At 63.4% G+C, this 22,562-nt stretch carries 22 protein-coding genes; 14 read left to right on the forward strand and 8 right to left on the reverse strand.

Annotated features, from left to right (window positions below; translation table 11 throughout):
* Positions 1-26 precede the first annotated feature (26 nt).
* The 8 genes from Mgrana_RS03875 to Mgrana_RS03910 all read left to right on the forward strand — a co-directional run bounded on the left by Mgrana_RS03875 (position 27) and on the right by Mgrana_RS03910 (position 8,472).
* Complete coding sequence (locus Mgrana_RS03875; RefSeq protein WP_119356286.1) at positions 27-1,193, forward strand: trans-sulfuration enzyme family protein; 1,167 nt, start codon at positions 27-29, stop codon at positions 1,191-1,193.
* Positions 1,194-1,460: 267 nt separating this feature from the next.
* Positions 1,461-1,967 carry a (2Fe-2S)-binding protein gene (locus Mgrana_RS03880; protein ID WP_119356315.1) on the forward strand — a complete coding sequence of 169 codons (507 nt, stop codon included), beginning with the start codon at positions 1,461-1,463 and terminating at the stop codon, positions 1,965-1,967.
* Positions 1,968-2,035: 68 nt separating this feature from the next.
* On the forward strand, positions 2,036-4,405 hold the full coding sequence (locus tag Mgrana_RS03885; RefSeq protein WP_119356287.1) for a xanthine dehydrogenase family protein molybdopterin-binding subunit: 2,370 nt from the start codon (positions 2,036-2,038) through the stop codon (positions 4,403-4,405).
* 17 nt (positions 4,406-4,422) lie between these two features.
* On the forward strand, positions 4,423-5,250 hold the full coding sequence (locus Mgrana_RS03890; RefSeq protein WP_119356288.1) for an FAD binding domain-containing protein: 828 nt from the start codon (positions 4,423-4,425) through the stop codon (positions 5,248-5,250).
* A gap of 81 nt (positions 5,251-5,331) precedes the next feature.
* Complete coding sequence (locus tag Mgrana_RS03895) at positions 5,332-5,661, forward strand: YbjQ family protein (protein WP_206075044.1); 330 nt, start codon at positions 5,332-5,334, stop codon at positions 5,659-5,661.
* Positions 5,662-5,712: 51 nt separating this feature from the next.
* Entirely contained in the window at positions 5,713-6,612 is a 900-nt protein-coding gene (locus Mgrana_RS03900) for an AAA family ATPase (protein ID WP_119356289.1), read from the forward strand.
* Between the two features lie 70 nt (positions 6,613-6,682).
* Positions 6,683-7,867, forward strand: a complete 1,185-nt coding sequence (locus Mgrana_RS03905; protein WP_119356317.1) for a vWA domain-containing protein — start codon at positions 6,683-6,685, stop codon at positions 7,865-7,867.
* A 35-nt stretch (positions 7,868-7,902) separates the two neighbouring features.
* Positions 7,903-8,472 carry a cytochrome P460 family protein gene (locus tag Mgrana_RS03910; protein ID WP_119356290.1) on the forward strand — a complete coding sequence of 190 codons (570 nt, stop codon included), beginning with the start codon at positions 7,903-7,905 and terminating at the stop codon, positions 8,470-8,472.
* A 95-nt stretch (positions 8,473-8,567) separates the two neighbouring features.
* On the opposite strand, the gene Mgrana_RS03915 is transcribed toward Mgrana_RS03910, so the two are convergent.
* A complete protein-coding gene (locus tag Mgrana_RS03915) occupies positions 8,568-9,713 on the reverse strand; it encodes a BMP family lipoprotein (protein ID WP_119356291.1) in 1,146 nt (381 codons plus the stop codon).
* 268 nt (positions 9,714-9,981) lie between these two features.
* On the opposite strand from Mgrana_RS03915, the gene Mgrana_RS03920 reads away from it, so the two are divergent.
* Positions 9,982-10,275, forward strand: coding sequence for a rhodanese-like domain-containing protein (locus Mgrana_RS03920; protein WP_119356292.1), 294 nt, complete (start codon positions 9,982-9,984; stop codon positions 10,273-10,275).
* A gap of 4 nt (positions 10,276-10,279) precedes the next feature.
* On the opposite strand, the gene Mgrana_RS03925 is transcribed toward Mgrana_RS03920, so the two are convergent.
* The 6 genes from Mgrana_RS03925 to gmk form a co-directional block, all read right to left on the reverse strand.
* Positions 10,280-11,620: a hypothetical protein gene (locus Mgrana_RS03925; RefSeq protein ID WP_119356293.1), complete on the reverse strand. Its 1,341-nt coding sequence runs from the start codon at positions 11,618-11,620 to the stop codon at positions 10,280-10,282.
* 122 nt (positions 11,621-11,742) lie between these two features.
* A complete protein-coding gene (locus Mgrana_RS03930) occupies positions 11,743-12,600 on the reverse strand; it encodes a sulfurtransferase (RefSeq protein ID WP_119356294.1) in 858 nt (285 codons plus the stop codon).
* Positions 12,601-12,710: 110 nt separating this feature from the next.
* A complete protein-coding gene (locus Mgrana_RS03935) occupies positions 12,711-13,157 on the reverse strand; it encodes a DivIVA domain-containing protein (protein ID WP_170146392.1) in 447 nt (148 codons plus the stop codon).
* 85 nt (positions 13,158-13,242) lie between these two features.
* Complete coding sequence (locus Mgrana_RS03940; protein ID WP_119356295.1) at positions 13,243-13,902, reverse strand: YggS family pyridoxal phosphate-dependent enzyme; 660 nt, start codon at positions 13,900-13,902, stop codon at positions 13,243-13,245.
* Between the two features lie 30 nt (positions 13,903-13,932).
* The gene (locus Mgrana_RS03945; protein WP_119356296.1) at positions 13,933-14,754 is read right to left on the reverse strand and encodes a purine-nucleoside phosphorylase; all 822 of its coding nucleotides are present in this window, start codon (positions 14,752-14,754) and stop codon (positions 13,933-13,935) included.
* A 29-nt stretch (positions 14,755-14,783) separates the two neighbouring features.
* Positions 14,784-15,437, reverse strand: a complete 654-nt coding sequence (gene gmk, locus Mgrana_RS03950) for a guanylate kinase (protein ID WP_119356297.1) — start codon at positions 15,435-15,437, stop codon at positions 14,784-14,786.
* A 71-nt stretch (positions 15,438-15,508) separates the two neighbouring features.
* On the opposite strand from gmk, the gene Mgrana_RS03955 reads away from it, so the two are divergent.
* The 4 genes from Mgrana_RS03955 (at position 15,509) to Mgrana_RS03970 (ending at position 20,935) form a co-directional block, all read left to right on the forward strand.
* Entirely contained in the window at positions 15,509-15,967 is a 459-nt protein-coding gene (locus tag Mgrana_RS03955; RefSeq protein ID WP_119356319.1) for a hypothetical protein, read from the forward strand.
* A 215-nt stretch (positions 15,968-16,182) separates the two neighbouring features.
* Complete coding sequence (locus tag Mgrana_RS17215) at positions 16,183-19,173, forward strand: AAA family ATPase (protein ID WP_276309143.1); 2,991 nt, start codon at positions 16,183-16,185, stop codon at positions 19,171-19,173.
* A 50-nt stretch (positions 19,174-19,223) separates the two neighbouring features.
* Positions 19,224-19,673 carry a GNAT family N-acetyltransferase gene (locus Mgrana_RS03965; RefSeq protein WP_206075045.1) on the forward strand — a complete coding sequence of 150 codons (450 nt, stop codon included), beginning with the start codon at positions 19,224-19,226 and terminating at the stop codon, positions 19,671-19,673.
* 23 nt (positions 19,674-19,696) lie between these two features.
* A complete protein-coding gene (locus Mgrana_RS03970; RefSeq protein WP_119356300.1) occupies positions 19,697-20,935 on the forward strand; it encodes a CaiB/BaiF CoA transferase family protein in 1,239 nt (412 codons plus the stop codon).
* 11 nt (positions 20,936-20,946) lie between these two features.
* Here the strand turns inward: Mgrana_RS03970 and Mgrana_RS03975 are convergent, their stop codons facing one another.
* Positions 20,947-21,684 carry a YebC/PmpR family DNA-binding transcriptional regulator gene (locus Mgrana_RS03975; RefSeq protein WP_119356301.1) on the reverse strand — a complete coding sequence of 246 codons (738 nt, stop codon included), beginning with the start codon at positions 21,682-21,684 and terminating at the stop codon, positions 20,947-20,949.
* Positions 21,685-21,766: 82 nt separating this feature from the next.
* On the opposite strand from Mgrana_RS03975, the gene Mgrana_RS03980 reads away from it, so the two are divergent.
* Entirely contained in the window at positions 21,767-22,534 is a 768-nt protein-coding gene (locus Mgrana_RS03980) for a nucleoside phosphorylase (protein ID WP_119356320.1), read from the forward strand.
* Positions 22,535-22,562 lie beyond the last annotated feature (28 nt).

Below are 22,562 nucleotides of genomic sequence, written 5' to 3' on the forward strand. Positions count from 1 at the left end.
AGCCCCGGGCGCTTGACAATCCGTTCATGGACTCCCTTTCCACGCTTGCTGTTCATATTGCCGGGGTGGAGGCACCCCTTAACCTGCCGGTTTCGCAGCCCATCTACCAATCGGCTTCCTGGACCTTCCGCGACCTAGACGAAGTAGACGCGGTGTATGAGGGGCGTCAGGCCGGGGCCATCTATGGGCGCAACGGCACCCCCAACCACCGGGCCTTAGAAGCCCTCTTTGCTGGCCTGCACAGGGCTGAGGCCGCGGTGGCTTGTGCCAGCGGGATGAGTGCTTTGAGCGCGGTGTTCCTGGGGCTGCTGAAGGCCGGGGATACGGTGGTGGCCTCTCGCGACCTCTACGGCAGTACCTTGAACGTGCTGCACGACCTGGAGCGTTTTGGAGTGAGCACGCGGACGGTGGAGATCGACAACCCGGCCCAGATCGAGCAAGCCCTGATAGGGGCGCGGTTGTTGGTGCTGGAGACCTCGTCTAACCCTCGGCTGCGAGTCCCGAACCTCGAGCGACTCTCGGACCTGGCCCACCGCCGGGGGGTGCTGGTACTGGTGGACAACACCTTTGCCTCGCCCTACCACTGCCGTCCGCTGGAGCTGGGCGTAGACCTGGTGATGGAGAGCCTGACCAAGTTTGTGAATGGGCACTCGGATGTGATGATGGGCGGGGTGGCGGGGCCTCAGCAGCGGCTAGAGCCCATTCGTGCGGTCGCGACCCGGATGGGGTTGGTCTCCAACCCCCAGGAGTGCTGGTTGGCCCTGCGCGGAGCCGAGACCCTGGAGCTGCGGATGCAGCGGGCTGCGGCCAACGCCCTCGAGCTGGCCCGGTTTCTCGAGGCTCATCCGAAGGTGCGGCAGGTACACTACCCTGGCCTGCCCTCGCACCCCGACCATGCGACCGCCCAGAAGGTGCTCCAAAATGGCGCAGGGGCCATGCTCTCCTTTGAGCTCGAGCCCTCCCGGACTGCGGTGAATACGCTGCTGCACGGCCTGCGCTACATTCGCATGGCCCTCAGCCTGGGAGGCACCTGCACCACCCTCTCGCACCCAGCCACCTCCTCCCACCGCTTCCTGAGCCCAGGGGAGCGCGATGCCTTGGGGCTCCACCCGGGGTTTCTGCGGATGTCGGTGGGGATCGAAAACCTCAGCGATCTGCGCCAAGACCTCGAGCAGGCCCTGGCCCGGCTCTAACCGGCTTCTGGGGCAGGTTCTTGCCAGGCCTGCGCTATACGAGCTATAGTACACACACAACGCCCATAGGCCTTCCGGCATGAGTTAATCCTGAATTGCGGATTCGCATACCGACTTAGGGAAAAGGAGGGGTTCTGCCAGCCGCTTTAATCTTCCGACGACAGGTCTTGAACCTCTCCCATGCCCCCTGTGGCTGCGCTCAGGGCCCCCCCTGGGGGGTTTGGCTGCAATGGGTACAAGCAGGTGGGCATCGTTTCAGGAGGAATCATGGCAGATAAAGCGACCGTACACATCACCGTAAATGGACAACCCCACACCAGCGAGGTCGAGCCCCGATTGTTGTTGGTTCACTACCTGCGCGAGCACCTTGGACTGACCGGAACCCACGTGGGCTGCGACACCAGCCAGTGTGGGGCCTGCACGGTGCACCTTGATGGCCAGGCGGTCAAGAGCTGCACGGTGTTTGCGGTACAGGCGGATGGCTCGAGCGTGACCACCATCGAGGGGATTGGGGCGATGGGTCACCTGCACCCCGTGCAGGAGGGTTTTTGGGAGATGCACGGCTTGCAGTGTGGCTTCTGCACCCCCGGCATGATCATGGCGGCGGCAGACCTGCTCAACCACAACCCCAACCCCAGCGAGGAGGAGATTCGTCACGGCTTGGAGGGCAACTATTGCCGCTGCACCGGCTACCACAACATCGTGAGGGCCGTGCAGTACGCTGCCGATAAGATGTCTGGAAAGAAGTCGGTAGGGGCCGCAGCGGACGATTAAGACCGCGAGCCGCAGGTCAACCTCGAGCTCGAGAACGCTAGACCCAAGACGCAAGCGAAGGGAGCGTTATGGCGGAAAAACTGATGGGAAAGGCGATGAAGCGGGTGGAGGACCCGCGCTTCATCACCGGAACCGGCAACTACACCGATGACATGCAGGTGCCTGGGATGGTCCATGCGGCCATGGTGCGTTCGCCCTATGCCCATGCCAAGATCAAAAGCATCAATGCGGAAGCAGCCAAAGCCCTGCCTGGAGTGCTGGCGGTGATCACCGGTCAGGAGATGTTGGATGCCGGAGTAAAGGGCATCCCGACCGGGTGGCTGCATCCTGGAATCAAGCTGCCCCCCCACTACGCCATCACCCCGGATAAAGCCCGCCATGTGGGGGATATTGTGGCTGCGGTGATTGCGGAGACCCGCCAGACCGCCGAGGACGCGGCAGCGCTGGTGGAGGTGGACTACGAACCGCTCCCCGCGGTAAGTCTAGGCAGCAAGGCCCTCGAGCCTGGGGCGCCTGAGGTGCACGCGGAAGCTCCGGGCAACCTGTGCTTCGAGTGGAGCATCGGGGATAAGGAGGGCACCGATGCCCTTTTCGAGCGGGCTTACAAGACGGTTAAGCTCAACCTGCGCAACAACCGCCTGATTCCCAACGCCATGGAGCCCAGGGCCTCGCTGGCCCAGTATGCCAAGGCCTCAGACGAATTCACCCTTTGGACTACCAGCCAAAACCCCCATATCCACCGCCTGTTAATCGCGGCCTTTATTTTGGGTATCCCTGAGAACAAGCTGCGGGTGATCGCACCGGATGTGGGGGGAGGGTTCGGCTCGAAGATCTACCAGTACCCTGAGGAAGTAATTGTCCTGTACGCGGCCCGGAAGCTGGGTCGGCCGGTTAAGTGGACGGCACGGCGCTCCGAGAGCTTTGTGACCGATTCCCACGGGCGCGACCACGAGACGGTGGCCGAGATGGCCGTGGACGAACACCACAAGATCACCGCGGTACGGGTGCACACCGTCGCCAACATGGGGGCCTATCTGACCACCTTTGCCCCGGCGGTTCCCACCTACCTCTATGGCTGCTTGCTGGCTGGGACCTATAAAACCCAGAAGATTTTCTGCCAGGTGCGGGCGCCTTTTACCAATACCGTGCCGGTGGATGCCTACCGGGGTGCGGGCCGGCCAGAGGCCACCTATCTGCTGGAGCGTCTGGTGGATGTAATGGCCCATGAGCTGGGGGAGGATCCGCTCGAGTTCCGCCGTAAAAACTTCATCCAACCGGAGGAATTCCCCTATCAGACCCCGGTGGCCTTGGTCTACGACTCGGGCAACTACGAGGTGGCCATGAACAAGGCCATGGAGTTGGTGGGTTACCAGGAGCTGCGCCGCCAACAGGAGGAGTTGCGCAAGCAAGGGCGCTACCTGGGGATTGGAGCGATCACCTTCCTCGAGGCCTGTGGTTTGGCCCCTTCGGCGCTGGTGGGGAGCTTGGGGGCCCAGGCCGGGCAGTGGGAGAGCGCCTTGGTGCGGGTGCACCCGACCGGTACGGTGGAGGTGTTCACCGGTTCACACAGCCACGGTCAGGGCCACGAGACGGCCTTCGCCCAGGTGGTGGCCGATGAGCTGCAAATCCCTGTGGAGAACGTGACCTTGGTGCACGGCGATACCGGGCGGATGCCCTACGGCTGGGGTTCCTATGGCTCGAGGTCGGCCCCGGTGGGGCTCTCGGCCATCGTGATGGCCAGCCGTAAGATCGTGGATAAGTCCAAGCGCATCGCGGCCCATCTGCTGGAGGCTGCTCCCGAGGATATCGTGCACGAGGACGGCAAATATATGGTCAAGGGGGTGCCCGAAAAGGCCAAGACCTTCTTCGAGATCGCCCTACAGGCCCACCTGGCCCATAACTACCCCACGGACTTGGAACCGGGTCTCGAGGCCACCCACTTCTACGACCCCAAGAACTTTGTCTATCCCTTCGGCACCCACATCGCGGTGGTGGAGGTAGACCCCGATACCGGTAGGGTTAAGCTGCTGCGTTACCTTTCCGTGGATGACTGCGGCCCGATCGTCAATCCGCTGATCGCCGATGGGCAGATTCACGGTGGGGTGGCCCAAGGCCTGGGTCAGGCCCTGCTGGAAAACGCAGTTTACGACGATGAGGGGCAGCTGCTGAGCGGCAACTTCCTGGAGTACTCGATCCCCCGGGCCGATGACCTGGTGCAGATTGAGCACGACCACACCGTCACCCCCAGTCCGCACAACCCCCTGGGGATCAAAGGCATTGGTGAAGCGGGAACCATCGCTTCTACCGCTGCGGTGGCCAATGCGGTGCTGGATGCCCTACGGCCCTTTGGAATTGTCCACCTGGATATGCCCTATACCGCGGAGAAGGTCTGGCGGGCCATTCAGGGGGCCCAGAAGCTTCCGCAAGCTGCCGACTAAAGCCTTTGGGAGGTCGCATGTATACTGCTGAGTTTGACTACAAAAAAGCCTCGAGCCTTCAGGACGCACTCTCCCTTTTGCAGCAGCATCCCGATGCTAAGCTGTTGGCCGGGGGGCACAGCCTGATCCCGGCCATGAAGCTGCGCCTGGCTGCCCCCTCGCTCCTGATTGACATCTCCAAGGTGCCTGAGCTGCGTGGGGTGCGGATGGAGGGTAACACCCTGATCATTGGTGCCGCCACCACCTATCATGAGCTCGAGACCAACGACCTGGTTAGGAAGGCGGCCCCCCTGCTGACTGAGGTGATCCCCCACATTGGCGATCCCATGGTGCGGCACCGGGGAACCATCGGCGGCTCCCTATCCCACGCCGACCCTGCCGCGGACCTGCCTGCGGCGATGCTGGCCCTTGGGGCTCAGATGAAAATCCAAGGCCGGAGCGGGAGCCGGGTGGTGGACGCGGATCAGTTTTTCCAGGGAATGTTCAGCACCGCGCTGGGGGAAGGAGAGATCCTCACCGAAATCCACATCCCCGCCCTCTCGGGCCGGCAGGCCTATGAGAAGTTTCCGCATCCAGCTTCGCGTTACGCGGTGGTGGGGGTGGCGGTGGTGGCTGGGCCGGAGGGGGTGCGCGCGGCGGTGACCGGTGCGGGAGAGCATGCCCTGCGGCTCTCGCGGCTCGAGCAGGCCTTGGCCGGCAAACCGCTCAATGCTGAGACCATCGCCGCAGCCTGCCAAAACTTGCTTTCAGCGGAAGGGCTCAACCACGACCTGGTGGCTTCGGCGGAGTATCGGGCCCATCTGGTGGACGTGTTGGCCAAACGAGCCCTGTTGCGGCTCGTATGAGCCTTCTAATCCTTTGGGGGCCAGGTTTTGAACCTGGCCCCTTGCGATGGGCGGGTATGATGTTCCCTCGAGGAGACCCCTATGGCCCAAATTGCAGTGACCACAGCAAATGATCTCTCTGGGTACAAGATTGTGCGGCACCTGGGGGTGGTGAGGGGGATTACGGTGCGCTCGAGGAGCATCCTGGGCAACCTGGGGGGAGCCCTGCAGTCCCTCTTTGGGGGCAACATCACCCTATTCACCGAGCTGGCCGAGAAAGCCCGGGCAGAGGCCTTTGACCTGATGGTGCAGCACGCCCAGGCCATGGGAGCCAATGCGGTCATTGCGATGCGCTACGAATCCAACGACATCATGGATGGGATTACCGAGGTGCTGGCCTATGGTACGGCGGTGGTGGTTGAACCGCTTTGATTGTGGGGCATATAGCCGTGCCGGTGGGCGATTATGAGACAATAAGGCATCATGATTCCTTCCTCCCCTGAGGACACCCAAAAGGCCCTCGAGGCCCAGGGATACATTGCCGATAAGGGCTTGTCGGTGGCGGTGTTCCTGGCGCTTAAGCTGGGCCGTCCGTTGCTGCTCGAGGGCGAGCCGGGTGTGGGCAAGACCGAGATCGTCAAGGTGCTGGCTCAGATGCTCGATACCCGTCTGATTCGCCTGCAGTGCTATGAGGGCCTAGACATCTCCAGCGCGGTCTACGAGTGGGATTACGCCCGGCAGATGCTGCAACTCCGGCTTTTGGAGGCCAGCGGGGAACGCGACCCGACCAAGGTGCGGGGTGAGGTTTTTGGCCCCGAATACCTGCTCGAGCGCCCCCTGCTGCAGGCCTTGAGAATGGCCAATGGCAAGGCCCCGGTACTGCTCATTGATGAGCTTGATCGGGCCGATGAAGAGTTTGAGGCCTTCTTGCTGGAGTTCCTCTCGGATTGGCAGATCACCATCCCCGAGGTGGGAACGGTGCGAGCCGAGCAGCCCCCGGTAGTGGTCATCACCTCCAATCGCACTCGAGAAATCCACGACGCCCTCAAGCGGCGCTGCCTGTACTTCTGGATTGACTATCCCAGCTTCGAGAAGGAGTACCGCATCGTACGGGAGAAGGTGCCTGGGGTGCCGCAAAAGCTGGCCCAGCAGGTGGTTTCCTTCGTACAGGAGCTGCGCAAGGAGGACCTGTACAAAGCCCCCGGTGTGGCCGAGACGTTGGACTGGGCGGCCTCGCTGATGGCCCTAGACGCGACGGTGCTCGAGCCCCAGATGGTCGAGGATACCCTGGGTGCGCTGCTCAAGTACCAAGACGATGTGGTGCGGGCTAAGGGGGTGGCTCAGGAACTGCTGGCTCGGGCCAATCTGCCGACCCCCATGTGAGGGGAAGCCTCCCGTCGCCGGTTCTGGTTGAGGATATCCGAGGCCAGGGGCTTTGTGGGGAAAAGACACCATGCCTGCTAACGGACAACTCCTTTCCCATGCGGTTCGCTTCTGCCGGGATTTGCGGGCGGAGGGGGTGGTGATCACCCCAGGGCAGACCACGTGGTTTGCCCGTGCCCTGACCCAAATTCCCCTTTTTGATCCGGTAAGCTTTTTTCATGCGGCCCGCTCGAGCCTGATCACCCGCCACGAGGATTACCCCAAGTTCGAAGCGGTGTTTTTCAAGTTCTGGCGAAGCCTGGGCTTGGAGCGATTTCCTTCGGAGCTGCTCCACCAAACCCCGCTCCCCCCCAAGAGGGAACCGAAGGCCAAGCCGGGGGAGGTGGGCCGCGAACCCAAGCCGAGCGGCAACTCCTCTGAGGGCCCACCGCAGCCGGTGGTGGATCGGGCCCTGACCTTCAGCGCTGAGGAGGTGCTCCGGCAGAAGCGCTTTGACCAGATGAGCGAGGGGGAGCTCGAGGCGGCCCAGCGCCTGCTGCACCGCTTTGTTTGGAGCCCACCGGAGCGCCGATCGCGCCGCTACAAAAGCGGAGGGGGGGAGCGCTTGGATTTGCGCCGTAGCTTCCGGGCCTCCCTGAAGCACCAGGGGGAGCTGGTTGACCTCGAGTTCCGCTCCCGCAAGACCAAGCCCCGGCCCATCGTGGCCCTGGCCGATGTCTCGGGTTCCATGGAGCGCTACGCCCGCATGCTGCTGCACTTCCTGCACGCCTTTGCCCTCGAGCAAAACCGCCTGGGGGCTCGAAGTGTGGAGACCTTTGTCTTTGGTACCCGCCTAACCCGCATTTCCCGGGCCCTGAAAAGGCGCAGTGTGGATCAAGCCCTGGCCGAGGTCGGACAGAGTGTCAAGGACTGGTCGGGGGGGACCCGCATCGGGGAGTGCCTGCACACCTTTAACCGCACCTGGGCCAAGCGGGTGCTAGGTCGGGGCAGCATCGTGCTGATCATCTCCGATGGCTGGGATCAGGGGGAACCCCAGTTGTTGGCCTTCGAGATGGAGCGGCTGCAGAAGTCCTGCCACCGCCTAATCTGGCTCAACCCCTTGCTGGGCACCCCTGGCTACCAGCCGCTGACCCGGGGCCTGGTGGCGGCCTTGCCCTATGTAGACGACTTCCTTCCGGTGTACAACCTGGCGAGCCTCGAGCAGCTGATAGAAGCCTTAGGTGCGCTGGAGCGGCGTCCGGCCAGGAATCTCTAGAATTGTGCCATAGTCATAGTTATACTAGGGCTCACATGAAATCCTGGATGGGTGCGGCGGTGCTCCTGGGCCTGTGGGCGGTGCAGGCCCAGAATGCCCCGGTCGCGCCGTTTCCCAAGAACTACACCAAGGGGCTGGTTCTATACGGAATGGGCGACCGCTCGGATGGCAAATCGCGCGATTTTTACGCCAGCTCTGCAGCAATTGATGCCGCCCGGCGAGGCCAGGAGCTACCGGTGGGCTCGATGCTGGTGCTCGAGACCTTTCGGGCTAAAGAGGCCCAGGGGGGTGGGTTCCTAAAGGACTCCAAGGGCTTCCTGGTGCGCGATCGGCCCGAACACGAACTGCACGTCATGCTCAAAGTCGCGCCCGAGAGCGCCCTGAGCAAGGCCTGGGTCTTCGGGGCATACGATCCCTCCACGGGGCAGCCTCAAGCCGGAACCAACCCGCTCTCCGATTGCTTGTTCTGCCATACCGAGGCCCTGGGAACGGATATGCTGTTCAGCTTCAAAGAGCTCAAAGCTTTTGCCCAGAGCGGGCAACTTCAGCGCATAGACTGCCCGCTCCCCGAGCGGCAGCCCTGCCCACCCCCACGCACCGAGTAATCGCCTGGCTCACCTACCAAATTGCTGATACCGCCCCCATAGCTCCAGCAGAAACCCCGCCCTCGGGCGGGGTTTCCAGTATTCGCCAGATCGGCTTATTGGGTCGGGACTTTGATCTTGCCCGCGATGATGTCCTTCTTGAGCTGCTCTACCCGGGTGATGATGGCCGGGGAGATCAGGGCTTTGTTGTACTCGTCGAGAGCATAGCCCACCCCGTTGTTGCTCAAGCCAAACTCCTCCACGCCCGATTTGAAGTTGTTGTCCTTGACGGACTTAATCACATCAAAGGTGGCCACATCCACCCGCTTCATCATGCTGGTGAGCACGTGGTTGAGGGTGCTGGGATCTTTATCGGTATCCCCCAGATAGTTCTGGTTGGCATCCACACCGATCATGAACATCGGGCGGCTGGTGGCTGCGGGGCAGCTCTTGTTGTAGGCGGCGTATTTCTTGACCGTCGCAAAGTTGTTGCTGATGAACTTGACCCCGGTCGGAAGCTCGTTGCTCTTAAGGCACATCTTTTGCTTCACGAAGTCCAGTACACCCAGCCCCGAAGCCCCAGCAGCTGCGTAGATGATGTCCGCACCTTGGCGGGCTTGGGCGTTGGCGATCTCCTTGGCCTTGCCAGGGTCGTTCCAGGCCGCGGGGGTGTTGCCCACGTAGTTGGCGATCACCTTGCCATTGATGCCCCGGTCTTTGAAGGCCGCCTGGGCCCCAGCGCGGTAGCCGGCCTCGAACTTGTGGATCAGGGGGATGTCCATCCCGCCCACAAAGCCCACCACCCCGGTCGAGGTGCTGCGTCCGGCGATATAGCCCACCAGGAAGCTGCCTTCCTGCTCGCGGAAGACCAGCCCTACGGCATTATCGCAGGTGGTCTTGCCGGTCTTCTCGTCCAAACAGGGGATGGAGTCAATGACCGCAAACTTGCTGTCCTTGAACTCCTGGGCGGTTTTGGTAATGCTGGGTTCGTTGGCAAACCCCACCCCGATGATCAGATCAAAGCCTTCCTCGGCAAACTTACGAATGCCCTGCCCGACCTGGCTGGGATCCCCCGGCTCGAAGTCGTAGTATTTGATGCCCAGCTCTTTAACAGCTTTTTGAGCCCCTTCATAAGCGGATTGGTTGAAGCTGCGGTCATTCTTACCGCCTGCATCGTAGGCCATGCCCACCCGTATGTCCTGTGCGAGACCTAAACCCAGGACGGTGGCGGTGGCGGCGGCAAACACTAGGAGTTTCTTCATTCATTCCTCCGGTTTCGTTATGTGGCTTACGCCATGCGGATTATAGTGCAAGGCCACGGGGCTTTGAAGAGGCACGCTTCAGGGATGGAACAGCTCGAGCCACAGACTTTGGCCATGCACTGCAAGAATTCTGAGAGGATGGAGGAAAAGAAGTGTGAGGCACGGCTCCACCGTTTGGCTGACCTCAAGGATAGTCCATGCCGTGGGTTGCGGCGCTCGGAAGGTTCGGATCGCAATTGGGTGCCCAGGACTGGCCTACGCTGTAGAGGTGAAAACCCTTAAGCCCACCGAGCTTGAAGCCTTTCTCGCAGGGGACCCGCTGGTGGTGGATGTGCGCCCCGCTGAACTGACCGGCCAACCCGCTTTCCCAGGGGCCCTGCGTATTCCTGTGCAGGACATCCAAAACAGTCTGCATAACCTACCCCAGGATCGCCCCATCCTGCTCTTGTGCGAACGGGGGTTGATGAGCGAGCTGGCTGGGCTATACCTCGAGGCCGCCGGGTATACCCAGGTTTATAACCTCGAGGGGGGGCTGAGAAAGCTGCCCAAGAGGGCGGGGTAAGCCGTTATTCCCCACGCTTGGGTAAATCTTCCAGCCGCAGCCCATGCCAGCGCTCCAGGTGCTCCTTGTGGGTCCTCAGGTAAGCTCCGGGTTCAAACAGGGTGTCGTAGTACTCGAGGTCCAGGTGATGGGTCTGAAGGAACATCAGGCTGTAGATGGTGGGCACGGTGGCGGGAAACTTGCCGTAGGTGTCGAAGAGATACTGAGCCTGCAGGGCCACCGCCTCGATCATCCAGTCCTCGTGGGGCCTGGCTCCCCCCCGTACGGCCGGGCTGTCCTTCCAGGGGCCCGGGGTTGTGGGGTTGAAAGGCCCTCCCAGACGATACTTGCGCTCTACCAGGGCTTCCACCGCGGCCCGCATGTCCTTGAAGTGCGGGGGGCAGAACCCCTCGAAAACCCCCTCGAGCCCGGTGGGGTTGGGCCGGGACCAGCCGGGCTTGAAGTCGTAGCGGAACCCCAGCCCCGGTACCGCGGGGTCGCCCGAGGCGCCCAGGGTGCGCACCCGGTCCAGACCGTTGAGCATCCAGCCCCCCAGCCCCATGGCTTGCTGCATCAGGTGCCCGGCAAAGGTGGCGGTGGCGATCTCCGCTGAAACCTCGGCCAAGGTGGCCTGGTCAAAGGCTGAGAGGGGATAGGGTTTGTCCACCTCGAGCCGGTCGGCGAACTTCTCCAGCCCAGGAATGGCCTGGTTGAGGAGGTCGTCGTAGAGCACGAAGCCGTTTTGGGCGATGAAGAGCAGCTTGAGGAGTTGGTGCTGGGCTACGTCGGCTACCGGCCAGGTGACCAGGGAACCGGGTTTATTGGCGTTCCAGGCGTTGTGTCCGGCCATGAAGGGCTCGCGCGGGGGAATGTAGAGTCGGGTATCGGAGAGCTTGTGGATGTACTGCCGGTGGCTCAGGAGCAGCTCGAGCACCTCGGGCTGGCCGCTCGAGCCACGCTCCACCGGAGGGGCAGCATCCCGAGTTTTGAAGATGTAGGTGCCGGAGTCGTCGGTGAAAAAGACCTGGGTGGTGTGAAACCCAGCGGCACTGGGAAAGGTGCGCCCGGCGGCCATTCCGGAGTAGCTGGGCAGGTGACCCTGAGCCTTGGCGTGATGCGAGATCAGGTTGTGCCAGCCGGTTAATCCGGCCACTGCGGTGAGGATGAGCAGGCGCTCGAGCTCGGAGAGCGGCAGGGGCTCGTACCGGGATTTGTAAGCCACAGGCCCTTCGGGAATCTCCCCACCCAGGGCAAAACGACGACTGCGGCGGCCAAACAAGGCCTCGGTGAGGGGAAATTTCAGCAGCTCTTCTAGTGCGGCGCGCTCGAGGTCGGGGAGGGTGGGCTCAGGATCTACACGCGACATGGCTCCTAGTGTATATCCAAAGGGTGGGACCGCATTTTGATCCCAAGCGTAAGCCCTAGCCCCCTTTTCCGGGCTCGGGCGGGTTGACTCGAGAGCAGGTCTCGAGGCCTAAAGCCTGGGTTTTAGGCCCCGCCTTTTTCGATGGGCACGCCAACCGAGTTGCCCCACTCGGTCCAGCTCCCGTCATAGTTCTTGACCTGGGGAAAGCCCAACAGGTACTTGAGGACAAACCAACTGTGGCTGCTGCGCTCGGCAATGCGGCAGTAGGCGATGACCTCTTTATCCGGGGTTACGCCCTTTAGCTCATAGATCTCTTTGAGTACATCGGCGCTCTTGAAGGTACCGTCGGGGTTGACGGTGGTGGCCCAGGGGATGCTCTGAGCCCCAGGGATATGCCCCCCACGCAACACCCCTTCCTGGGGATACTCGGGCATGTGGGTTTTCTCCCCGCTGAACTCGGCAGGGCTGCGCACATCAACCAGGGCCCCCTTCCCGGCCTTAACCTTCTCGAGGTGGGCCAGCACCTCGTCCTTGAAGGCCCGCAGGTTGGGGTCGCGCTTTCCGGGGGTGTAGCGCCCCTGGGGGTAGTGGGGCACTGCGGTGGTGAGCGGCTTGTTCTCCTGCGTCCACTTGATGCGCCCGCCATTCATGAGCTTGAGGTTTGGGTGGCCGTTGTAGCTGAAAAACCAGAAGGCATAGGCCGCCCACCAGTTGTTCTTATCGCCGTAGAGCACGATGGTAGTGTCGTTGGAGATGCCCAGCCGCTCAAACAGCCGGGCCAGCTCCTCAGGCTGGATGAACTCGCGGATCACCGGATCCCAAAGGTCGCCCTGCCAGTCAATTTTCTGAGCCCCAGGGATGTGTCCGGTGTCGTAGAGCAGGATGTCCTCGTTGACCTCCAGAATGCGCAGGCTGGGGTCGGTGTGGTGTTCCAGCACCCAGTCGGTGCTGACCAGAACTTCGGGATGGGCGTATTCCATAAGGGTTCTCCTTGATCGAGAGTATACGGGCTCGAGCCTCCACAAAATAATAATGACAAGTTTTGTAATCTAAGTAAAGGGGAGATTCGCCCAGCCCTTGGGGGCGACCCCTAGCGCTTGTAGCGCTCGAGCGAGGTCAGGTAGCCCTCGAGCAGGGCCCGGAACTGGCTGAGAAAGAGATCCCGTTCGTTGCGGGCCTGATCTATCTCGGCTTTCATGCGCTTGATCTGATCCACCGCCTCTTGCAGAGCGGCCTGTCGTTCGGCCTCGGTTTCCCGCTTGATGATCTCGGCTTCACGCTCGGCCTGGGCCTTGATCTCTCGAGCGATGCGTTCGGCGGCTACCACGGCCCGCTTGAGCTCAGCCTCGCCCTCCCTGGCCCCGGCCAGCTGGGTCTCGAGGTCGCGCACTTGGGCCCGCAGCCGCTCGTTCTCCTCGAGGATCAGGGTCAGCCGGTCAGAAACCCGACCCAGGTACTCCCGCACCTCGGCCACCGCGTATCCCCGCAGCGACTGGCGGAACTCCTGGTAGCGGATATCCAGAGGGGTTAAATCCACGCGAAACTCGCCGGTCATGCGCTCGGGGTTGGCGTCCACAAGATTTAGATTACCCCATCGGCCTGGGCTTGAGGCACCCTAAGGTTTAGTCCGGTTGGAACACCGCTGTCCCCACCCGCACCAGGGTAGCCCCTTCCTCGACGGCGACTTCGAAATCCCCCGACATGCCCATGCTGCGCTCCGGCAGGCCAAACCGATCGGCCAGCCTCGAGAGCTGGGCGAACACCGGGCGCACGCTCTGGGGTTGGTCGGTGTAGGGGGCGATGGTCATCAGGCCGCGCACCTCGAGGCCTGGGATGGCCCGGATCCGGGGGAGGGCTTCGCCTAGCTCTTCCTCGAGCAGTCCATGCTTTTGGGGCTCCCGGCTCAGGTTCAGCTCGATCAGCACCGGCTGGAGTTTGCCCCCCTCGAGGGCCTTGCTACCCAAGGCCTCCGCCAGGCGAAGCGAGTCCACCGAGTGGATCAGGTCGAAGGCCACCGCGAACTTGGCCTTGTTGCGCTGCAAAGGGCCGATGAAGTGCCACTCGATGGGGGTGGGGGAGGCCTGAGCCAGGGCCTTCATCTTGGGCAGGGCTTCCTGCACCCGCGACTCGCCCAGCCGGAAAACCCCCTGCTGTAGAACGCGCTCTTGGATCTCCTCGAGCGGATGCCCTTTGGTCACGGCCACCAGGCGCACTTCGGCGGGGTTTCTCCCGGCTCGAGCGCAGGCGGCCTCAATGCCCTGCAAGACACGTGCGATTCCCATAGGTTTCAGAGCCTCGGGGCAGCCGCGGACTCACAGGGCGGCCACGATGCCCCGCACAAACCGGCGGAACTGGGCCCCGCCCCGAGCCGCAACCTCCAACACCTCCTGTTCGGTGGCGTGATGCTCCCGCTCAGGGATGGCCATATCGGTGATGCTGGATAGCCCTAATACCCGAGCGCCCAGGTGGCGGAGGGCAATCACCTCGGGTACGGTAGACATCCCAATGGCATCGGCCCCCAGACTGCGCAGCACCCGAAGCTCGGCTCGGCTGGCAAACTGGGGTCCCGGCCACCAGGCATAAACCCCTTCGCGCAGGGTGAAGTCTTGGGCCCGGGCGACCTTGTGGGCCAGGCCGCGCAGCGCGGGATCGTAGGCATCGAAGGTGACGGGGAAGCGGGGGCCCAGGCGTTCGTCGTTAGGGCCGGTCAGCGGGGAGAGCCCGGCGTAGTTGATGTAGTCGCTGTGCAGCATCAGCTCCCCGGCGTTCCAGCCCACGTTGAGCCCACCGGCTGCGGAGCTAATCAGGAAGGTCTGGGCTCCCAGGAAGAACCCCACCTGCTGTGGGAAGGCGGCCTGGGCCGGGGTATAGCCCTCGTAGCAGTGTACCCGGCCTTTATAGGCCACCACCGCTTTGCCCTCGAGCCGCCCCAAAATCAGCCGTCCCTCGTGGCCGGGGGCGGTGCTGTGGGGAAAGTGGGGCAGCTCGGCGTAGGGGAAGCTGGCGACCGCCTCGATCTCCTCCGCCAGCGGCCCCAGCCCGGAGCCCAGCACAATGCCCACCTCGGGTGCAAACCCGGTCTGGCTGCGCACGAAATGGACGGTTTCGGTGATCTGTTGGTAAAGGGAACCCATGCACCCCATCATATCGGGTTGTGGGCTTTTTACCCCTCGCGGCGCCGCTCGAGTTCGTCGCACTCCGCTTCGACCAAGGGGTCTCGTTGCAGGGAACGCTCGATGGCCTCACCCATCCGCTCGAATTTGAGCCGCTCGGCCTGGATGATCGAGGCAAACTCCCCCACCGCCTTGTCGAGCTGGTCATTGACCAGCACGTATTTAAACTTGTGGGCCAAGCGAATCTCCTCCTCAGCCCGCTTGAGCCGCTTGTGGATTTTCTCCAGGCTGTCGGTTCCCCGTACCAGCAGCCTGCGGCGCAGCTCGGAGAGGGAGGGAGGGATGATGAAGACCAGAATGGCCTCCGGCATAGCCTCAGCGACCTGCAAGGCCCCCTGCACCTCGATCTCCAGGAGGACATCCTGACCCCGCGAGAGCGCGGCCTCGACCGGTTCACGGGGGGTGCCATAGTAGTCGTCCACATACAAGGCGTGCTCGAGGAACCCCCGCTCGGCGATCTTGCTCTCAAATTCAGGCTTGCTGACGAAATAGTAATCCACCCCGTTCCTTTCGCCCACCCTGGGGGGACGGGTGGTCATGGAGATGGAGTAGTACATGCGGTGATACTCGAGCAGCCGCCCTCGGATGGTGCCTTTGCCCACCCCAGAAGCCCCGGTCATGACGAAAAGATTACCCCGAGCCATTGCCTTGGCATCCTAACATGGGGGAGCGGGGTTGGCGGGGGCGTACCCCCCTGACCCGTATGATGATCTGGATGAAGGACGTTCCCCCCGCGATCAAAACCTTCAAGCCGGTCCTCGAGGAGAGCCTGGAATATTTCTGGGAGCAGTTCTCGAGCTATGCGCTGCCGATGCCCCTGAGCCCTGAGCCCCTGGGTAGCCCCTTGCTCGAGGTGCTGACCCCATTGGGGCCGGTGTGGGCCTTTGACCGCGGCCTGACGCCCATTGGGGGCGAATCCCCTCCCATCCTGCTCCACGGCCAAGTGGAGCGCTGGGAGCCGGAGCCTATGTCCCCCCCCCTGCGCTACCTGGGCGGGGGCCGTTACCAGGTCAGCGGGAGGGTGGTGGAGCGGTTGGGGGGAGCGTTTTTTCTGCTCCGCATAGGGGGCGGGGCCGAGGCCCTCACCCTGCTTCTGGCGGACCTCGAGCCCCCTCCGGTAGGGGCTGAGGGCACTGCTTGGCTGGCCCCCCCGCTGATGGCGTTTCGTCCATGAGAACAGGGCCTCATGGTATATTTTTAGGGGTTCCTTTCCCGGCGACGAACGGCAGCTTGGGAGCGTGAATTTTTCGGATCAGCCCTTGGCTCAGTGTTGACATGGTCTGCCCTCGTTGTGGATACACCAATGCGCCCGGTGATGAAAACTGTGCGCATTGTGGCAATGCGCTGTTGCCCAGCAGCGGCTTTATACAGGAGCGACGCTGGGTAAGCGTGGTTTTCTTTGACCTCTCCCGCTTCACCGAGTATGCCTTGGCCCACCCCCTCGAGGACACCTGGGCCGCGGCCAACACCGCCTTGCAGAGCGCTGCGGGGCATGCCCGGCTGTTCGGGGGACACGTGGATAAATTCTTTGGGGACGGCTTCCTCTCGGTGTTTGGGGTGCCTCGGAGCCAGGAGTCAGATGCCAAGGCTGCCCTCGAGGCAGCCCGGGCCATGGTGGCCTCGAGCCCGCTTCCGGGCCGGGCTGGGGTGGCCAGTGGGCTGGTGTTGCGTACCCCCCTGGGAGGAGGGCTGGCCGGGGACCAGACCGTGCTGGGTCCGGCGGTGAACCTCTCCCAGCGGCTTTCACAGGCCGCCCCCCCAGGAGAGGTTTGGACGGATGCCACCACCCTGCGGCTGGTCCGATCGGCCATGGGGGAGGCCCTGCCACCCCAGCCGCTCAAGGGGTATGCCGAACCCCTTACCCCCTTTCGCTACCTGGGGCTGCGCGAGGGGAGTCCGGGGATGGTGGGCCGCCAGAGCGAGTATGCCCGGCTCCAGGAACTGCTCGAGGAGGTGGCCCAGGGTGGGGCCTATCGGGTGGTGCTCTCAGGGCCGATGGGGGTGGGGAAATCACACCTGGCCCAACACTTTGTGGCCACTTTGGGGCCGGGCCGGCGCGGCCTGGTGGCCCCTCGGCTCACCACCGGGGTGGCGCTGCGCTATGCCCTGCGCCAAGGTCTGCAAGAGCTCCTTCCTGAAGGGCTTTCTGGTCTGCGGAGCCTCGAGCTGCCCGAGCGGTTGCGCTCCATTCTGACCTTCAGCATCGGGTTGGATGAGCACCCTGGGCTCAGCGCCGCTGAGCTGGATGCCCTTTTGGTGGAGACCTGGTGGCAGGTGGTGGCCCGGGTGGCCCAGAGGGAGCCGCTGGTGTTGGTGCTCGAGGACATGCACAACGCCGATCCTACCGTTTTGGAGTTCACCCGCCGTCCACCCCCACCTGGGGTGCTGCTGCTGCTGGTGGCGCGGCAAAACCGCTGGGGCAGCGCGCCGGACTTGGTACCGCTCGAGCTAGGCCCCCTCTCGCTGGAGGAAACCCAAACCCTGGTGCTTCAGGCCCGCCCTGAGCTGGGAGCAGCCACCAGCCTGCACCTGGCTGAGGCCAGCGGAGGGTTTCCCCTGGCGGTACAAGCCCTCAGCCTGACCAACACCGGTGAACCAGAGCCGATTCCCCTGTACCAGCCCCGCTTGGATAGCCTGCCCCGCCTGGCCCGGGTGGCCCTGCAAGCCAGTGCGGTGCTGGGCCCCACGGTTCCCCCTGAGCTGGTCCGCCACCTGGTGGGGGAGGAGGCCGATCTGACCCGGTTGGTGGGCGAGGGGTTTTTGGAGGGCGACGAGCGGGGGCAGCTTCGCTTCGCCATCCCCTGGCTGCGCGAGGCCACTTTAGGACAGGTTGGGGGGCAGCAGGTCCAGATTTGGCATCAGCAAGCGGCCCGCTGGTATCAGCGGCAGGGCCGTCTGGCCGAATCGGCCACCCACCTCGAGGCAGCCGGGGAGGTAACGGCAGCGTATCGCTTGTGGAGGGTGGTGGCCCAAAGCGCCTGGAACGAGGAGAACTACCCTGGGGCGATCCTGGGTTACCTCGAGGCCCTGCGCTTGGCGGAGGGCACTGTACGGCTCAACGCCGCCCTCGAGGCCGGTGAGGCCCATCTGGGGCTAGGCCGCTACGTTGAGGCGCGGGAGCTGGCTGATCTCGTGCTGCAAACGCTCGAAGCCCCCCAGGCCCTGCACGAGCGAGCCCTGGCCATTCGCCTGGAAGCCTTGCTCGAGCTGGGCCAGCCGGAGCCGTTGCGAATCAGCCCTTCATCCGCCCAGGAACCCCGTTTGCGGCTGGCCTTGGCCCGTACCCTGCCCCCACCGGAGGCCCGGCGATTGCTGGGGGTTTTGCCAGGGAATCTCGAGGCCCCCGCCCATCTAATTCTGGCCCGGGGCTGGCTTAAAGAGGGGCATCTGACCCGGGCTCAGGCCGAGTGCGAGATGTACCTGGATCAATCCGCCACCACCCCGGTAGGGCGGTTTCAAGCCCGGCTGCTGCTGGCCCAGACCTTGTGGCGGCAGTTTAGGCCTCAAGAGGCTTGGGAAGTTCTGGCCGAGGGCCCCGATGAGGTGTTGCCGCCTTGGTTCAGTGCAAGCCACGAAGCAGCCAAGGCGGCCCTGGCCCTGGATCTGGGGGATTTCCCTCAAGCGGAACGCTCCTTGGAGCGGGCTTTGGTGCTGGCGGAGGAGGCCCCGCAGCCCTGCTTCGAGGCGGTTAGCCTGAGCTATCTTCGGTTTTTGGAGGAGTCGGGGCGGTTGGAAGAGGCGCAGGAGTTTGGGGAAGCGGCGGTGGCCCGGGCCCCTACCCCGATCCTGCTGGCCCATCTGGCCCTGACCTACGCCCTGACCCCAGGCCAAAAAGCCTCCGCCATGCTCGATCGCCTGATGCGCGGTTTGGAGGGGGTCGAAGACCTCGAGGCCCAGACCTTATGCAGCTTGGCGATGGGCTTGCGGGCCCATTATGAAGGCCGATCGGCCCACAGCCATTTGCGCCGCTCGGTGTTTTTGGCGCGGCAGGCCCATCACCCCACGCTTTACTTTTATGCCCTGATCGCTTTGGGGGAGGTGCTCGAGGCCCACAACCTCAAGAAGGCCCTGGCCCTTTCCCAGTATCTGCTGAGCCATACGGCGGGGCGGGGCTTCTCGGTTGGGCACGGGTATGCCCGGCTGCTGCGCGCGCAATCCCTTCTCAAGGCCGGGCGTGAGCCCCTGAGCCTGTTGGAGTTTCAGCCGATAACCCGTCTGGCCAGGGCCTGGCAAGCGGCTTTGCTGCCGGGGCCGCGCCCACCGAGGGCGGAGCTCCGCGTGCGGGGGTATGGCATCTTGGAGGTTTGGCTGCGGTGGTTGAACCATCGGGCCCAGCCTCGGGTGGGGTGGCCGTCGCGGTCTGAGCCCGACCTACCCTGAAGGGCCTCGAGCGGGTGGCCAGGCCTGGGCCGGTGGGGTAGATTGACCCTGTGCAGATCGTCCGGGCCACCCTCGAACACCTCGAGCCCCTTCTCCCGTTGGTGGATGCCTACCGCCGGTTCTACCAACAACCCTCAGACCTCCAAGCGGTGCGCGAGTACCTGCAGGGACGGCTCGAGAAGGGGGAGGCTGTGGTGTTCCTCTCGCTAGAGGGCCAGACCCCGCTGGGCTTCACGCTGCTCTACCCCCACTGGAGCACCGTGGCTCTGGGCCGCGTCTGGCTGCTCAACGACCTCTTTACCGTGCCCGAGGCCCGGCGCAAGGGTGTGGCCTGGGCCTTGATGGAGGCGGCCAGCGACTTTGCCAGGGCCCAGGGCAGCCAGCGGATGTGGCTGCGGACCGCTGTGGATAACTTCCCAGCCCAAGCCCTCTACGAGAAATTCGGCATGGTGCGGGATGTGCAGTTCTACCGTTATGACCTGGTTTTTGGGGAGCGGTAAGGCCCAGTGGGTAAACTTTGGCTATGAGCGCGCTGGCTGGAGTCAAGGTTCTGGACCTCTCTCGAGTGCTGGCCGGTCCCTACTGCACGCAGACCCTGGCGGACCTGGGGGCAGAGGTGTGGAAGCTCGAGCCCCTCTGGGGGGATGAGACACGAGCCTGGGGCCCCCCCTTTATTGAGCCCGATGCCTCTACCGGCTGGAAACTGGGAGCCGCAGGAGAGAGCGCCTATTACCTCTCGGTTAATCGAGGCAAGAAAAGCCTGGCCGTCAACCTAAAAGACCCCCGTGGGCAGGAAATTGTGCGCCGCTTGGCCCGTCGGGCCGATGTCCTGATCGAAAACTACAAGGTGGGGGATCTGGCCCGCTACCGACTGGACTATAAGGCCCTGCATCCCCTCAACCCTCGATTGGTGTACTGCTCCATCACCGGGTTCGGCCAGACCGGTCCCCGGGCTGCCGAACCCGGTTACGATGCGGCGCTTCAGGGCTATACCGGCATCATGTCGGTCACAGGGGAGCCGGAGGGGCCGCCGATGAAGGTGGGGGTGGCCTGGATTGATATCCTGACCGGGCTGAGCGCGACCAACGCGATCCTGGCGGCGCTTTTGGCGCGGGAACGCGATGGACAAGGACAGTACCTCGATCTCTCGCTCTTCGATGTGGGCCTGGCGGCCATGGCCAATCTGGCCCAGAGCTACCTCTTGACCGGCAAAGCCCCACAGCGCCGGGGGAATGCCCATGCCCAGATTGTTCCCTACGGGGCCTTTCCGGTGGCCGATGGCTGGATCATTCTGGCAGTGGGCAACGATACCCAGTACCAAAAGCTGTGCGAGGCCCTGGGCCGCCCAGAGCTTTGGGAGGATGCGCGTTTCCAGACCAATCCGGGGCGGGTAGCCCACCGCGAGGAGTTGGTGAACCGGCTTTCGGAGATCACCCGAACCCAACCCATGTCCCAGTGGCTCTCAAGCCTGCAGGCGGTCGGTGTGCCTTGTGCTCCGGTCAATGACCTGGCCGCAGCCTTCGCCGATCCCCAGGCCCAGGCCCGTGGCCTGCGGCAGGAAGTTCGGCACCCCACCCTTGGCCTCTTGCCGCTGGTGGGCTCGCCGCTGGGGTTTTTATCCCGCACCCCAGGCCAGATTCACGCCCCCCCACCCCGGCTGGGGGAACATACCCTCGAGCTGCTCACGGGGGTTCTGGGCCTAAGCGAAGCCCAGGTCAGGGATTTGGAGCGGGAGAAGGTCGTAAAAACGGCTCAGTCGTAGCCGGCTGGTGGTCAGGCTTCGACCGGGAGGCTGGCCGGGTCGAGGTTGGTATGCACGTCCTGCACGTCGTCGAGCTCCTCGAGGGCCTCCACCATCCGCAGCACCTTTTCGGCATCCTCGACGCCCAGGCTGACGACGTTTTGGGGGATCATGGTAATCGAGACATCCTCGGGCTTGAAGCCTTTGGCTTTGAGGGCTTCTGAGACGGTGTAGACCTCATGCGGATCGGTGTAGATCTCCAGGCCCCCCTCGCTTTCCTGGAGGTCTAGGGCCCCGGCCTCGATCGCAGCTTCCTGGGCGGCGTCACTGTTGGTCTCGAGCCGGATATACCCCCGGCGGTCAAACTGCCAGGCCACGGCACCGGTGGCCCCCAGGCTACCACCGTGCTTGTTAAACACGTGGCGCACCTCGGCCACTGTACGCTGGCGGTTGTCGGTCACGGCATTGACGATGATGGCGACCCCACCAGGGGCATACCCCTCGTAAACCACCTCTTCGTAGTGACTGCCCTCCTCATCGCCACCGGCCAGCCGTTTGAGCAGGCGCTCGATGTTATCGCTAGGGACGTCTTCGTACTTGGCGGCTTCGATCAGGTTGCGCAGGGAGGCGTTGGCGGCGGGGTCCGCGCTGCCCCCGGCCCGGGCCGCGGCGGCGATCAGCCGCATGTACTTGCTGACCACCTTGCCCTTTTTGAGGTCATTGGCTGCCTTTTTGCGCTTGATTTGAGCCCATTTGCTGTGTCCAGCCATAGTTGCACCGTCCTTCAGTATACCGCTCGAGGCGCGTTCGGTTCAGCCTTCTAAAAAGGCCCAAATGGCGCATAATTACAGCATGCCTGACTTCTACCATCTCGGGTTTTCCCTCCATGATCTTGGCGAGCGTCGTCCCACACTGGCAATTCTGAGCGGAGACCCCAACCGAGCCTCGTTCATCGCCCAGAACATGCTCGAGGAGCCCAGAACCCTCTCGGAGAACCGGGGGCTCAACAGCTATCTGGGGCTTTTGCCGAGCGGCAAACCGATCCTTTCGGCTACCAGCGGGATGGGGGCCCCGTCTTTGAGTATCGTGGTGAACGAGCTGGTGCAGGCCGGGATTCGGACCATCATCCGGGTCGGGACCAGCGGCTCCATCCAGGAAGAGCTGAAGCCGGGGATGGTGGCGATCTCCAAGGGGGCCTTGTGCCGTCAGGGGGCGGCCAACGATATCGCCCCGCCGGAGTACCCTGCCAGTGCCGACCCCTTCCTGACCGTAGCCCTGGTAGAGGCTGCGCAGAAGCTGGGCGTGGGATATGCCCTGGGCATTACCGCCTCGGTGGACACCTTTTACGAAGGCCAGGAACGCACCGGTTCGGCCAACCCGCACCTGATGCGCTCCCTACAGGGCATCACGGAAGAGTACCGCAACCTTCGGGTCATCAACTATGAAATGGAGGCCGGAACCCTGTTCAAGATGGGCAACGTGTATGGTTTTGCTGCAGCGTGTGTGTGTGGGATCATCGCCCAGCGCACCCGGGATGAAAAGCCGGTGCTGGAGGCCAAAGCCACCGCGGTACAGCACGCGGTTGAGGTCGCGCTGGCCGCAGCGGAGCAGTTTGCCTGAGGAGACCCGTTACGGATGTAACGCAAGG

The sequence above is a fragment of the Meiothermus granaticius NBRC 107808 genome, from assembly GCF_003574355.1.
GTDB classification, from domain to species: domain Bacteria; phylum Deinococcota; class Deinococci; order Deinococcales; family Thermaceae; genus Meiothermus; species Meiothermus granaticius.

Bases quoted from the DNA above. Each gene is read 5' to 3' on its own strand.
- gmk (WP_119356297.1), bottom strand. From the start codon at position 15,437: ATGGCTCGGGGTAATCTTTTCGTCATGACCGGGGCTTCTGGGGTGGGC.
- Mgrana_RS03900 (WP_119356289.1), top strand. From the start codon at position 5,713: ATGATTCCTTCCTCCCCTGAGGACACCCAAAAGGCCCTCGAGGCCCAG.
- Mgrana_RS03880 (WP_119356315.1), top strand. From the start codon at position 1,461: ATGGCAGATAAAGCGACCGTACACATCACCGTAAATGGACAACCCCAC.
- Mgrana_RS03925 (WP_119356293.1), bottom strand. From the start codon at position 11,620: ATGTCGCGTGTAGATCCTGAGCCCACCCTCCCCGACCTCGAGCGCGCC.
- Mgrana_RS03890 (WP_119356288.1), top strand. From the start codon at position 4,423: ATGTATACTGCTGAGTTTGACTACAAAAAAGCCTCGAGCCTTCAGGAC.
- Mgrana_RS03910 (WP_119356290.1), top strand. From the start codon at position 7,903: ATGAAATCCTGGATGGGTGCGGCGGTGCTCCTGGGCCTGTGGGCGGTG.
- Mgrana_RS03980 (WP_119356320.1), top strand. From the start codon at position 21,767: ATGCCTGACTTCTACCATCTCGGGTTTTCCCTCCATGATCTTGGCGAG.
- Mgrana_RS03930 (WP_119356294.1), bottom strand. From the start codon at position 12,600: ATGGAATACGCCCATCCCGAAGTTCTGGTCAGCACCGACTGGGTGCTG.
- Mgrana_RS03875 (WP_119356286.1), top strand. From the start codon at position 27: ATGGACTCCCTTTCCACGCTTGCTGTTCATATTGCCGGGGTGGAGGCA.
- Mgrana_RS03975 (WP_119356301.1), bottom strand. From the start codon at position 21,684: ATGGCTGGACACAGCAAATGGGCTCAAATCAAGCGCAAAAAGGCAGCC.
- Mgrana_RS03970 (WP_119356300.1), top strand. From the start codon at position 19,697: ATGAGCGCGCTGGCTGGAGTCAAGGTTCTGGACCTCTCTCGAGTGCTG.
- Mgrana_RS03940 (WP_119356295.1), bottom strand. From the start codon at position 13,902: ATGGGAATCGCACGTGTCTTGCAGGGCATTGAGGCCGCCTGCGCTCGA.
- Mgrana_RS03915 (WP_119356291.1), bottom strand. From the start codon at position 9,713: ATGAAGAAACTCCTAGTGTTTGCCGCCGCCACCGCCACCGTCCTGGGT.
- Mgrana_RS03895 (WP_206075044.1), top strand. From the start codon at position 5,332: ATGGCCCAAATTGCAGTGACCACAGCAAATGATCTCTCTGGGTACAAG.
- Mgrana_RS03945 (WP_119356296.1), bottom strand. From the start codon at position 14,754: ATGGGTTCCCTTTACCAACAGATCACCGAAACCGTCCATTTCGTGCGC.
- Mgrana_RS03905 (WP_119356317.1), top strand. From the start codon at position 6,683: ATGCCTGCTAACGGACAACTCCTTTCCCATGCGGTTCGCTTCTGCCGG.
- Mgrana_RS03955 (WP_119356319.1), top strand. From the start codon at position 15,509: ATGAAGGACGTTCCCCCCGCGATCAAAACCTTCAAGCCGGTCCTCGAG.
- Mgrana_RS03885 (WP_119356287.1), top strand. From the start codon at position 2,036: ATGGCGGAAAAACTGATGGGAAAGGCGATGAAGCGGGTGGAGGACCCG.